The sequence below is a fragment of the Martelella sp. FOR1707 genome, from assembly GCF_053484265.1.
The window spans coordinates 591337-604480 of the sequence record NZ_JBAKFP010000002.1; the positions used below are offsets into that span (position 1 = coordinate 591337).

The following is a 13144-nucleotide window of genomic DNA, read 5'->3' on the forward strand; positions in this document are numbered from 1 at the left end:
GCCCATGAGACGCCGGCGGGGCGCAGATAATCAGGCAGCGGCCTTGCGGCCTTGGCGATCCGGCATTACTTCAAGGCAAAGAGCAGCCGGCAGAGCGCCCGGCCCGACCAAGGAGACAGCGACATGAGTTCCGGCACCACCCGCATTCTTGACGATCTGGCAAAGCTGATGACCGATGCGGCAGGCTCGGTGCAGAGCGCCGGCAAGGACCTGGAAACAGGGGTCAAGGCCCAGGTCGAGCGCTGGCTGAACAGCATGGATGTCGTCAAGCGCGAGGAGTTCGACGCCGTGCGCGACATGGCGATCAAGGCCCGTGACGAAAACGACGCGCTGCGCGCCCGCATCGACGCGCTCGAGGCGAAGCTCAACAAAAAGGCGGGCGAATAGCCTGCCTCCGGCGCAGCCGGAAATCTGGATTTTGAAAGCGGGTCGGCGCAGGCGGCCCGCTTTTTTCGTTTCCGCGCACCAAAACAGTCACCCCAAACAGGCTCAAGCGCGGATTTCACCAAAAAAAAATCAGGCCTGTGGACATGGTGAAAAAATGCAGGTCGCAGAGTCGGTTAGGTGGTCGCCCTGAATCATTTTCAGAGCCTCAAAAGGACTCCGATCGCGAAAGCCCGCCGCTGGGGGCTGGTGTTGATGAAATCGCGTTATACACTGATTTTAATAGATGATTCGAAATTGAGGCAGGAGGCCCCGTTGTCGATCCGCACTGACGGAGGACCGGCGGCCCCGCGCTGAGAAGGTGGTTTATGAGCCTGGGTTTGCTGGAAATCGAACGACTGAACAATCCGGTCGACATGATCGAATTCGTGGCCGCCACGAATGAATGGACGTTCGAACGTTCCGGCGAGGATGAGATCGCCATGACGGTCGGCGGCCGCTGGGCGGATTACCATGTCTCGTTTTCCTGGATGAGTCATTACGAAGCGCTGCATCTGGCCTGCGCCTTCGATCTGCGCGTGCCCGAGCACCGGGTCAACGAGGTCGTCAAGCTCTTGTCGCGGGTGAATTCCCAGGTGTTGATGGGTCATTTCGATTTCTGGGCCCATGAGAATGTCGTGGTCTATCGCCAGTCGCTGCTTCTGGCCGGCGGCGCGGAGCCCACCAACCAGCAGGTTGAAGTCACGCTTTCCAGCGGGCTCGATGCCTGCGAGAATTACTTTCAGGCCTTCCAGTTCGTCGTCTGGTCCGGCATGTCCGCAGATGACGCCATGAAGGCGGTATTGTTCGAGACTGTCGGAGAGGCCTGACATGACGGAACTTGCAGACATCGACGGCGTGGTGCTGGTCGGCGCCGGCAATATGGGCGGCGCGATGTTGTCCGGCTGGGTCGCCGGAGGGCTGAAGCGTGAGGCGATCACCGTCATCGATCCGAACCCCTCCAACAATATCAAGAGCCTGCTCGACAGAAGCGGCATCCGCCACGCGGTCGCGGCTTCCGACACGATCAAGGCGAAGATCCTCGTGCTCGCGGTCAAGCCGCAGGTGATGTATGCCGTGCTCGATACGGTCAAGCCGATGATCGATCACGATACGCTGGTGATCTCGGTCGCCGCCGGCAAGACGCTCGGCTATTTCGAGGAACGCCTCGGCGCGCTGCCGATCGTCCGCACCATTCCCAACACCCCGGCGATGATCGGTCGCGGCATGATCGGCGCCTTCGGCAATGACAAGGTCGACGCGGCGGGCAGGGCGGTCGCCGATACGCTGCTTGCCGCCGTTGGCAAGGTCGAATGGGTGGAGAAGGAAGCCGATATCGACGCCGTCACCGCGGTGTCGGGCAGCGGTCCGGCCTATGCCTTCTATCTGGTCGAATGCATGGCCGAAGCCGGGCGCAAGCTGGGGCTCGATCCCGATCTCGCCATGCGGCTTGCCCGCGGCACGGTGACCGGCGCGGGCGCATTGCTGGATGCCTCTGAAGACGATGCGGGCACGCTGCGCAAGAACGTCACCTCGCCGGGCGGCACTACGGCGGCGGCGCTGGAGCAGCTCATGGCGGAAGATGGCCTGCAGCCGGTGTTCGACCGCGCGCTGGAGGCCGCTCGCAAGCGCTCGCAGGAACTGGCCGGCTGATCGGAGGGCACCCAATGAGCGACGAGATTGCTTTCGACGATTTCCTGAAAGTCGATATCCGCGTCGGCACCATTGTCGAGGCCGAAGACTTTCCCGAGGCGCGCAAGCCCGCCTACAAGCTGAAGATCGATTTCGGTCCGGAGATCGGCGTGAAGAAGTCCTCCGCGCAGATCACCGTTCACTACACGCTGGAAACACTGGTCGGCCGTCAGATCATGGCCGTCGTCAACTTCCCGCCGCGCCAGATCGGCCCGGTGCGCTCCGAAGTGCTGACGCTGGGCTTTGCCGATGACGCCGGCGCGGTTGTGCTCGCAGGCGTCGACAAGCCGGTTGCGAACGGCGTCCGGTTGCACTGAACGCTTTCGCGTCCCCTCTAAACATCAGGCCTACTGTTCAAACCGGCTTCACGAACCCGTCCAGCACGCGCTTGCGTCCGGCCTTGTCGAAATCGATGGTCAGCTTGTTGCCCTCGATTGAGGCGATGTTGCCATTGCCGAACTTCATGTGAAAGACGCGGTCGCCGACGGCATAGGCGGAAGACTCCTCGCCGGTGGAGCGCGCCACAAGCTCGCCCTCGATGGTGCGCCCGCGCGGCCCGCTTTCGCCGTAGCCGATCCGCTCCACCGCGTGGCCGGAGCGTGAGCCCCAGTTGTCGCGTGTGGCATCGGAGCGGTTGCCCTGGGCGCGTTTCCAGCCGGGCGTGGCATAGGTGTTGGAAAACGGCTCTGCCCTGTCGAAGCGCGACTGGCCGTAGCCGCCATAGGAAACCTCGGTCTCGCCAACTTCGACATGAGCCTCCGGCAGCTCATCGAGAAAGCGCGATGGCATTGTCGATTGCCAGAGCCCGTGAATGCGGCGGTTGGACACGAACCAGATATGGCAGTGGCGCTTGGCGCGGGTGATGCCGACATAGGCGAGCCGGCGCTCTTCCTCCAGCCCGGCGCGGCCGCTTTCATCCAGCGCGCGCTGATGCGGAAACAGACCTTCCTCCCAGCCCGGCAGGAACACGGTCTTGAACTCCAGTCCCTTGGCCGAATGCAGCGTCATGATCGAGACGGCGTCGAGATCCTCGTTGTTGTCGGCGTCCATCACGAGCGAGACGTGTTCGAGGAAGCCGCGCATGCTCTCGAAGCCCTCCATGGAGCGGATCAGCTCCTTGAGGTTTTCGAGCCGGCCCGGCGCTTCCGCCGACCGGTCGTTCTGCCACATCTCGGTATAGCCGCTTTCATCGAGAATCTGCTCGGCAAGCTCGGTATGGGGCGTCGTCTCCAACAGGTCCTGCCAGCGATCGAACTGGGTGACGACGTCAAACAGCGCCTTGCGCGGTTTCGGCTTCAGCTCGTCGGTGTCGATCAGCTCGCGCGCGGCCGCCAGCATCGGAATGTTGCGGGCGCGGGCATAGTCGTGGACCTTGCGTACGCTGGCATCGCCAAGGCCGCGCTTCGGCGTGTTGATGATTCGCTCCAGCGCCAGATCATCGGCCGGCTGGCAGGTCAGGCGGAAAAACGCCATGGCGTCGCGGATTTCGAGGCGCTCGTAAAAGCGCGGGCCGCCGATGACGCGGTAGTTGAGCCCCAGCGTGACAAACCGGTCCTCGAATTCGCGCATCTGAAACGATGCGCGCACCAGGATCGCCATGTCGTTCAGCGCTTCGCCCTTCTTCTGGTACTGCTCGATCTCCTCGCCGACCGCGCGGGCTTCCTCCTCGGAATCCCAGGCGGCATGGACCTGCACCTTGCTGTCGTCGGGATCGGTGCGCTCGGTGAACAGCGTCTTGCCGAGACGGCCTTCGTTGTGGGCGATCAGATTGCCTGCGGCGCCCAGAATATGCGCGGTCGAGCGGTAATTGCGCTCCAGCCGGATCACCTTGGCGCCCCGGAAATCCTTTTCGAAGCGCAGGATATTGTCGACTTCCGCCCCGCGCCAGCCATAGATCGACTGGTCGTCATCGCCCACGCAGCAGATATTGATCGGGCCTTCGTCTCCGCTCGGGCGCTGGGCGAGCAGCCGCAGCCACATATATTGCGCGGTGTTGGTGTCCTGGTACTCGTCCACCAGAATGTAGCGAAAGCGGCGGTGGTATTCCTTGAGAATATCCGGGTGCTGACGGAACAGCTCGATCGGGTGCAGCAGAAGATCGCCGAAATCGCAGGCGTTGAGCGTCTTCAGCCGGTCCTGATAGGCCTGATAGAGCTCGCGGCCGCGGCCATTGGCAAAGGCGCGGGCATCGCCTTCCGCGATTGCTTTTGGCGTCAGGCCCTTGTTCTTCCAGTTGTCGATCATGCCGGCGAACTGGCGCGCCGGCCAGCGCTTGTCGTCCAGCCCCTCGGCCTGGATCAACTGCTTGAGCAGCCTGAGCACGTCGTCGGTATCGAGAATGGTGAAGTCCGATCTCAGCCCCGCAAGCTCGGCGTGGCGGCGCAGGAGCTTGACGCCGATCGAGTGAAACGTGCCGAGCCAGGGCATGCCCTCGACCGCGCCGCCCACCAGCGCGCCGATCCGTTCCTTCATCTCGCGCGCGGCCTTGTTGGTGAAGGTGACGGCGAGGATCTGGCTGGGATAGGCCTTGCCCGAGGCCAGGATATGGGCGATGCGGGTGGTCAGAACCCGGGTCTTTCCGGTGCCGGCCCCGGCAAGCACCAGAAGCGGTCCCTCCGTGGTTTCCACGGCATCGCGCTGCTCGGGGTTCAGTCCTGAAAGATAATCGGGCGCATCCGGCGCGCGGCGCGCGGCCATCGCCCTTGCGGCAAGGCCGGAGCGGGCGGGCGCTGCGGGCTGCGGCGCGTCGTCTTCGTCGAAAAACGGAATATTGTCGTCACCTTGAGTCATGAGGCCAATCTAGTGGCTTGCATGCCAAAGGTGAAGGCGGCGCGGGAAATGAGAACAAAAAAAGCACATCCCCGGCAATGCCGGCCACCGATTACGCGCCGCCGGGCGGAGGTAACATTACAATTTGGTGAGGTTTGATCTGGCGACTTGCGGAGGCGGAAACGATAACGATACTTCGGTGACAGGAATCCCGCCCCAGTTGCCAGTCCGAGGTCATGAATGCGTCTTTATCAACAGCTTGCCGTCAGTCTCGGCGTTCTGGCAGTCGGGGCCGCGGCCTGGCTCTATTTCGCGCCGGACGGCCGCGCGCTTCTAGCCTCGGTTGGAATTGTCGGAAATCAGGACGCAGCCACACCCCCGTCCGGCGGACGGGGCGGCGGTTTCGGCGGCGCCGTTCAGGTTGTCACCGCGCCGGTCACGATCGGCACGGTCAACGACCAGCTCACGGCGATCGGCAGCGGTGCGGCGATCCAGTCGGTGACGCTGCTGCCGGAACAGGCCGGCACGATCACCGAGATCAGCATATCCTCCGGCGACAGGGTGGAGAAGGGCGACGTCATCGTCCAGCTCGATGACCGCGAGCAGGTTCTGGCGCGCAATCTTGCCGAGGTCGCGCTTGAAAGCGCCGCCCGGCAGGCCGAGATCAACCGCAAGATCAGCTCTTCCATTTCCAATCTCGAAGTCTACAACGCCGAGATCGCCGAAAAATCCGCAAAGCTCGATCTCGAGACAGCTGAACTCGACCTCGCTCGCCGGCAGATCGTCGCGCCGATTTCGGGCGTCGCCGGGATCGTCGGCGTCAATGTCGGCGACTATGTCACCACCTCCTCGGAGATCGTCACCATTGACGACCGCTCGGCGATCCTCGTCGATTTCGACGTTCCGGAGCGCTTCGCCACCGCCGTGACGCCCGGCGCGCCGGTCGAGGCAAGTCTGGTCGCAGCGCCCCAGAAGCGCTTTGACGGCGTGGTCGAGGCGGTCGACAACCGGATCGATCCCGCAAGCCGCACCTTCACCGTGCGCGCGCGCCTCGATAATGACAATGATGCGCTCAGGGCCGGCATGTCCTTCGACGTGACGATGCGGTTTCCCGGCGATGAATATCCGGGCGTCGATCCGCTCGCCATCCAGTGGGACTCTGAAGGGTCCTATGTCTGGCGCATTGCCGACGGCGCATCGCACAAGGTCCGCGTCCGGGTGATCCAGCGCGATCCCGATCTGGTGCTGGTCGATGCCGCGCTGGAAGAGGGCGATCCCGTCATCATCGAGGGCATCCAGCGCCTGCGCGAGGGCGGGGCGGTGCGTGAGGCGAACGCGGAGGCGTCGTCATGAGCGAGGAGGTCCCACCCGGCGACAAGCACGACGAGGCTCAGGAGACAGGCGTAGACCATGCCACCGAGCATGGCTTCACCGCGCTCTTCGTGCGCCGGCCGATCATGGCGCTGGTGTTCAACGCGCTGATCGTGGTCGCCGGCCTTGCCGCCTATTTCGGCGTCGAGGTGCGCGAACTGCCGGATGTCGACCAGCCGGTGATATCCGTGCGCACCACGTTTTCCGGCGCATCGCCCGAAACGGTGGACCGCGAGGTCACCGACGTCATCGAAGGGGCAGTTGCGCGCGTTTCCGGGCTGAAGTCGATGTCCTCGCAATCGCAGACGGGTTCCAGCCGGGTGACGCTCGAATTCAGCAAGGATACCGATATCAATGTCGCCTCGATGGACGTGCGCGATGCCGTCGGCCGGGTCGAGGGGCAGTTGCCGGATGACGCCGACGAGCCGCGCATCGTCAAGGCGGATTCGGATGCGCAGCCGATCCTGCGGCTGGCGGTCACCTCATCCACGCTCGATATCGATGACCTGACCAAATATGTCGAAGACAATATCGAGGACAGGCTTGCCGCCGTGCAGGGCGTCGCCGATGTCGCGGTCTATGGCGACCGCGAAAAGATCTTCCGCATCGATATCAATCAGGCAGCGCTTGCCAGCCGCGGTCTGACGGTTGCCGATCTCGCCAATGCGCTTTCCGACATGTCGTGGGACGTGCCGGCCGGTTCGCTCACCAGCACCACCCAGGCGCTTGGCGTGCGCGCGACAGCCGACCTCACCACGCCGGAACAGTTCGCCGATCTGAAGGTCGCCGACAATGTCCGCCTCGGCGATGTGGCGACCGTCGTCTTCGGTCCGGATACGGCGGCGACCGCGCTGCGCTACAACGGCCAGCCGGGCATCGGTCTCGGCATCGTGCGTCAGGCCAAATCCAACACGCTGGAGATATCGGAGGGCGTGCACAGGGTCGTCGACGAACTCCGGCCGAACCTGCCGGAAGGCACCACGATCCGGGTTTCGAGCGACGACGCGGTGTTCATCTCCGGATCGATCGAGGAGGTGGTCCGCTCGCTGACGCTTGCCGCGCTGATCGTGGTGGCGATCATCTTCCTGTTCCTGCGCGACTGGCGGGCGACGATCATTCCGGCGATCACGCTGCCGGTGGCGCTGGTCGGCACGCTCGCCGCGATCTATCTCGCCGGCTTCTCGGTCAATATCCTGACCCTGCTCGCGATCGTGCTCGCCACCGGCATGGTGGTGGATGACGCAATCGTGGTGCTGGAAAACATCGTGCGCCTGCGCGCGCTCGGCATGGGCCCGCGCGCGGCCGCCGTGCTCGGCACCCGCCAGGTCTTCTTCGCGGTTATCACCACCACGGCAACCCTTGCCGCCGTGTTCGTGCCGCTTTCCTTCCTGCCGGGGCAGGCGGGCGGCCTGTTCCGCGAATTCGGCTTCGTGCTCGCCTTCGCGGTGATGCTGTCGTCCTTCGTGGCGCTGACGCTCTGCCCGATGCTGGCTTCGCGCATCCTGGTCCAGCATTCCGAGACCCGACCCGGGCTTGCTACCCGGTTCGGCAATGGTTTCAACCGCTTATACGCGCATTCGCTGCGCTTTGCGCTGTCCGCCCCGCTGGTGGTGCTCTCCTTCGGCGCGTTGCTGATGTTCGGCGCCTATCTCGCTTATACCAACATTACCAACGAACTTCTGCCGCGCGAGGACCGCTCGATGCTGCTGATGCGGGTCTCGGCGCCCCAAGGCGTCAGCCTCGATTATACCCGCGACCGCATCCAGCAGGTCGAGGAGCGCCTGCAGCCGCTGCTCGACAGCGGCGAGATCGAAAGCGTGTTCTCGATCTCCGGCTTCGGCAGCAACACCAATAGCGGCTTCATGGTGATGACGCTGGCCCCCTGGGGCGAGCGCGAGCGGGTGCAGAGCGCGATCGCCGGCGATGTCAACATGGCCGCCGGCCAGATACCGGCCGTGCGCGCCTTCGCCTTCCAACCCAATTCGCTGAATATCCGGGGCGGCGGCAACGGGCTCAGCGTCGCGTTGGTGGGTTCCACGCATGAGAAGCTCGCGGTCGCCGCGTCCGAAATCGTGGCCGCGATGGAAGCCGACCCGATGTTTTCCGCCCCGCGTCTCAGCAACGACGCCTCGCAGGCACAGCTTGCGCTGACGCTCGACCGCCGCAGGGCCGACGATCTCGGCATCGATATCGCCGGATTGTCGCAGGCGCTCCGGGCGCTGCTCGACGGACGCTCGGTCGGCGAGGTGTTCATCGATGGCGAATCCTATGACGTGCAGCTTCGCTCCGACACCCGCAAGGTCGATGACCCGACCGATCTCAGGAACATATTCCTGAAGGCAGGCGACGGCCGGATCGTGCCGCTGTCCACCATCGCCACGCTGGAGGAAAAATCGATCGCGCCGACGCTGGAGCGCGAAAACCAGCAGCCTTCGGTTTCACTGTCATCCAGCCTCGGGGAGGGCGTCGCGTTGGGCGAGGCCTATCAGCGGCTGGTCGAGATCGCGGAACCGCTTCTGCCGCCCGGCGCCCATGTCGAGGCACAGGCGGAAGCCGCCGCGCTCGATGAGAACGCCTCGGGCATGACAATGGTGTTCGGCTTCGCGATCATCATCGTGTTCCTGGTGCTGTCGGCCCAGTTCGAAAGCGTGTGGAGCGCGCTGATCATTCTGGCGACCGTGCCGTTCGGCATTGGCTGCGCGGTGATCGCGATGCTTCTGACCGGCACCAGCCTCAACATCTATTCCCAGATCGGGCTGGTGCTCCTGATCGGGGTGATGGCCAAGAACGGCATTCTGATCGTCGAGTTCGCCAACCAGCTCCGAGACCGGGGCGAGGGTGTGCGCGACGCGATCGAGCATGCGACGCTTCTGCGTCTGAGGCCAGTGATGATGACGATGATCTCGACAGTGCTCGGCGGCATTCCGCTGGTGCTGGCGTCGGGTGCGGGTGCGGAAGCGCGGATCGCGCTCGGCTGGGTGATCGTCGGCGGGCTCGGCTTTGCGACCATCGTGACGCTCTATATCACGCCGGTGGCCTATCTGATCCTTGCCCGGTTCTCGAAACCGAAGGTCGATGAGGAGCGCCGTCTGAACGCGGAGATGCACGACGCGACATTGCTCGGCCACCATTAGCATCGGCCGGAAATCGTCATGCGCTGCTTGCGGAATCATCCGCCATGCTGTTGTTATGGGGACCGGCCGGGTGCACCGGCATTTCGAGAACAGAGGGGAACACCATGATCAGGACCATCGCTATTGCTCTTTCGGGCACGCTGCTGCTTGCCGGATGTGCGTCGACAGGCGGCGAGGACGTCGCGCCGCAGGAAGTGTCGGTGACGAATATTTCCGTCTCCGATCCGGGCGCCTACATGGACAGCCAGGAGCAGGCGTTCCGCGACCAGCTCAAGGATACCGGCGTGACGATCATCCGGACGCCGAAATATATCGCGCTGATCTTCCCGTCCTCGATCACCTTCGAGACCGACAAATACGATATCGTTCCCGAGTTCATTCCCGCGCTCGATACCGCGGCCGCGCTGCTGCGCAAATACAGCGCCACCGATATCGACGTGAACGGCTATACCGATTCCACCGGCTCGGATGCCTATAATCTGAAACTGTCGCAGCAGCGCGCCAATGCTGTCGCCGGCGCGTTCATCCAGCGCGGTATCAGCCCCCAGCGCATTCTTCCCGTGGGTTACGGCAAGGCCGATCCGGTGGCGAGCAACGACACCGCCGATGGCCGCGCCAAGAACCGCCGCGTCGAAGTACGGATCGCGCCGCCGGCAGCAGCGGGCGCCACGGCCGCCGCGCCGGTCACCGCGGCGCCTATGGCCAATTGAGGCGGCTGCGCTATCTTGACAACATGTGCGGCTGATTGTGGGATTGCCTGCGAGAAGCCGCACATTAGCGCCATATGATTGCCGCAAAGAAACGGCTTCAACGTTGGCGAAGCTTTCAACTCTGAGGGACACCATGCTGAAGAAAATCACCATCGCAGCCGTAGGCCTTGCCTTCCTTGCCGGCTGCACGACGACTGACCCGTATTCGGGCCAGACCGTCAACAACAACACCGGAACCGGCGCGCTCGCCGGCGGCGCGCTTGGCGCGCTGGCAGGCCTTGCCGTGGGCGGCGACGCCAAGGGGGCCGCGATCGGCGGCGCGCTCGGCGCGATCGCCGGCGGCGGCATCGGCGCCTATATGGACAACCAGGAGCGGGAATTCCGCCAGGCGCTCGCCGGCACCGGCGTTTCCGTGGTCCGCAACGGCGACATGCTGACGCTGATCATGCCGGGCAACGTTACCTTCCCGACGGACGGATACACGATCCTGCCGAATTTCTACTCGACGCTGAACGCCGTTTCGACCGTGCTGCGCAAGTACGACCGCACGGCGGTCAACGTCAACGGTTACACAGATTCCACCGGTTCGGTCGAATACAACCAGCGTCTTTCGCAGGATCGCGCCAACAGCGTCGGCAACTATCTGATCCAGAGCGGCGTCAGCGGCAACCGCATCTCCGCCGTCGGCTTTGGTCCCTCGAACCCGATCGCTTCGAACAGCACGCCTGAAGGCCGTGCCCAGAACCGTCGCGTCGAGATCCAGATCTCCGCCGTCAAGATGTAACGGCAAAAGGCGGCCGTCGGGCCGCCTTTTTCGTATCGTACTTCGTGAAAAGAGGTCGCGCACGGCGCGGCCTTTTTGTTTTACCGCAGCCTGAGATTGACGGGCATCCTGCCGGTCGCATCGTCGGCGATATAGATATGGATCTTCACCGCGGGTGCGATCGAGCGGGCGGCGCGTTCGCTCTGGCTGGAGAGCAGGCCGACCAGTTCGCGGGCCTTGTAGCGCCCCTGGAAACGCGCGTAATCGGCGAGCTTCTGGGCGGCTTCCTGCAGCGGGTTGAGGCCGCCGCGGCGATCAAGGGGGAGAGATTGGCCTGACATCATTCCGAAACGCTGTTTCCTGGTCACGTCTATCCTCATACGCAAGACACTCAAGGATTTACCGGCGGTTTGGAGCGCGTTGGGGCGAGGTGCGGCTATTCGAACTTTCGCTGTTCTTGCTTTCCAAAACCTTACTCTCAAGCGTAAGGCGGAAACCTTTCAAAAGCCTTTACGAAAAACGCCGGCCCGTTATCGGGGCCGGCGTTTTATTGTTCTAAACAGCAGAGATATGCCGCTAGTTCATGGCTTCTACTGCAGGCTTGCCCAGCAGCTCACGCCGTTCTGCTTCAGCGCCCGGCAGGCGCGTACGGCCTCCTCCTGATCGGAGAAGCCGCCGAAGCGGGCGCGGTAGACCGACTGGCCGCCGGTATTGTAGGCGAGCGCGAAGGGCTCGGATCTGTCGAGCGCGCCGCCGGCCTTGCCCTTGGTGTTGGCGAGAAGCGCCCTGGCGGCTTCGGGGGTGGCGGCAGTGCCGACCTGAACCACCCAGCCGCGCGACGCGCGAACCGAGCCGGTCTTGATCGAGGTGTCGGGCTCGGACGCCTCGGCGGCCGGAACGATCGCCTCGCCCACCGCATCGGCCACGCCGTCGGCGGTTTCGAGGATGTCCTCGACGCTCAGTCCGTCATCATTGTCAGGCGCCTTGCGCGCGCTCGGCACCGGAACATTGGCGATCAGGTCGGCCTGCGGTCCGGAGAGCGCTGCCGGGGTTGCAACGGCCGTGTTGTCGTTGGCATAGGCGAGCGCAACGCCGCCGGTCTGGCTCGTGGGTCGCGCATAGGGGATCGGACCGGTCTTCGGGAACACCATGGCGGCCGCGACGATCGGGCCGCCGCTGCTCTTGGTGCGGGCGATCACGAACTGCTTGCGGCCATTGGAGGCCTTGGGCAGGTAGGTGGTGATCAGCCGGGTTGCCCACTTGTCGCGGCTGGCCGATGTCGCGCCGCCCATGACCACAGCGACGATCGAGCGGTTGCCGGAAATGGCCGAGGTCGCGATATTGAAGCCCGAAGCATTGGTGTAGCCGGTCTTGATGCCGTCGACACCCTTGACGTTGCCGAGCAGATGGTTGTGATTGCCGATCGTGGTCTTGCCGTATTTGAAGCTGCGGGTGCCGAAATATTTATAGTACTGCGGAAAATGCTGGCGCAACGCGATGCCGAGGCGGGCCTGGTCGCGCGCCGTGGTCTTCTGCGCGCTGTTCGGCAGGCCGTGGGCATTGCGGTAGGTCGTCTTCGTCATGCCCAGCGCATGCGCCTTGTTGGTCATCATCTTGGTGAAATTGGTTTCCGAACCGCCGAGGAATTCGCCGAGCGCGGTCGCCACGTCATTGGCGGAGCGGGTCACCAGCGCATAGATCGCCGTCTCGACGCTGATCGAATTGCCGGCGCCGATGCCGAGCTTGGTCGGCGGCTCGGCGGCTGCGTTCTTGGAGAACGGCACCCGGGTATCGAGCGTGATGCGGCCGTCGTCCAGCGCCTCGAAGGTGAGGTAGAGGGTCATCATCTTGGTCAGCGAGGCCGGATAGCGCGGCGCATCGGGGTTTTCGCCGTAAAGCACCTTGCCGGTGTTGACGTCGATGACGATGGCTGCGTCATTGCTGTCGGCGCGCGCTGGGACAAACCCGGTCAGCAGAATCGTGAAGGCCGCGAGAAGGATCGCGGCCGCTGAAAACCGGCTCTTGGGGAATCGGCTTGTTGCCTGTCTCTGCATACGAAAAACTCTTGCGAATTCTGGCGGTTGATGTTTGCTGGCGGTTCCGTGGCCGGATGATACCGGCCCGGAAAGCACATTGCTAGGCTGTCGGTGAGTGTGCGCAAATCGGGGTTAATATCCCATTAAGTCCGCGGGCGATTTGACGGGTTTACTTAAGAAATAGGCATATGCAAAGCCTTCTTTCCAAGTCCCGGCCGATCGGATATCACACCCGCAAACAGGAGT

The 13144-nt window shown here is 63.6% G+C and carries 11 protein-coding genes; 8 read left to right on the forward strand and 3 right to left on the reverse strand.

Features of this window, described 5'->3' with window-relative positions; all coding sequences use genetic code 11:
- Positions 1–123 precede the first annotated feature (123 nt).
- From V6765_RS06700 to V6765_RS06715, 4 genes are all read left to right on the forward strand, one after another.
- Complete coding sequence (locus tag V6765_RS06700) at positions 124–387, forward strand: accessory factor UbiK family protein (protein WP_448427360.1); 264 nt, start codon at positions 124–126, stop codon at positions 385–387.
- Positions 388–752: 365 nt separating this feature from the next.
- A complete protein-coding gene (locus V6765_RS06705; protein ID WP_018067762.1) occupies positions 753–1253 on the forward strand; it encodes a type III secretion system chaperone family protein in 501 nt (166 codons plus the stop codon).
- A 1-nt stretch (position 1254) separates the two neighbouring features.
- Complete coding sequence (gene proC / locus V6765_RS06710; RefSeq protein ID WP_448427361.1) at positions 1255–2076, forward strand: pyrroline-5-carboxylate reductase; 822 nt, start codon at positions 1255–1257, stop codon at positions 2074–2076.
- A 14-nt stretch (positions 2077–2090) separates the two neighbouring features.
- Entirely contained in the window at positions 2091–2432 is a 342-nt protein-coding gene (locus V6765_RS06715) for a tRNA-binding protein (protein WP_448427362.1), read from the forward strand.
- 37 nt (positions 2433–2469) lie between these two features.
- Here V6765_RS06715 and V6765_RS06720 read toward each other — a convergent pair whose 3' ends face one another.
- Positions 2470–4905, reverse strand: coding sequence for an ATP-dependent helicase (locus V6765_RS06720; RefSeq protein ID WP_448427363.1), 2436 nt, complete (start codon positions 4903–4905; stop codon positions 2470–2472).
- A 219-nt stretch (positions 4906–5124) separates the two neighbouring features.
- Here V6765_RS06720 and V6765_RS06725 point away from each other — a divergent pair, with 219 nt between their 5' ends.
- The 4 genes from V6765_RS06725 (at position 5125) to V6765_RS06740 (ending at position 10883) form a co-directional block, all read left to right on the forward strand.
- Entirely contained in the window at positions 5125–6237 is a 1113-nt protein-coding gene (locus V6765_RS06725; protein ID WP_448427364.1) for an efflux RND transporter periplasmic adaptor subunit, read from the forward strand.
- A complete protein-coding gene (locus V6765_RS06730; protein ID WP_448427365.1) occupies positions 6234–9389 on the forward strand; it encodes an efflux RND transporter permease subunit in 3156 nt (1051 codons plus the stop codon). The genes V6765_RS06725 and V6765_RS06730 overlap by 4 nt, the downstream gene beginning before the upstream one ends.
- Positions 9390–9493: 104 nt before the next feature.
- Entirely contained in the window at positions 9494–10099 is a 606-nt protein-coding gene (locus tag V6765_RS06735) for an OmpA family protein (RefSeq protein WP_448427366.1), read from the forward strand.
- Between the two features lie 133 nt (positions 10100–10232).
- Positions 10233–10883 (forward strand): OmpA family protein, encoded by a 651-nt coding sequence (locus V6765_RS06740; protein WP_448427367.1) that lies wholly within the window; start codon positions 10233–10235, stop codon positions 10881–10883.
- 80 nt (positions 10884–10963) lie between these two features.
- Here the strand turns inward: V6765_RS06740 and V6765_RS06745 are convergent, their stop codons facing one another.
- Positions 10964–11230: a hypothetical protein gene (locus V6765_RS06745; RefSeq protein WP_448427368.1), complete on the reverse strand. Its 267-nt coding sequence runs from the start codon at positions 11228–11230 to the stop codon at positions 10964–10966.
- Between the two features lie 222 nt (positions 11231–11452).
- The gene (locus V6765_RS06750; RefSeq protein WP_448427369.1) at positions 11453–12916 is read right to left on the reverse strand and encodes a D-alanyl-D-alanine carboxypeptidase; all 1464 of its coding nucleotides are present in this window, start codon (positions 12914–12916) and stop codon (positions 11453–11455) included.
- Positions 12917–13144 lie beyond the last annotated feature (228 nt).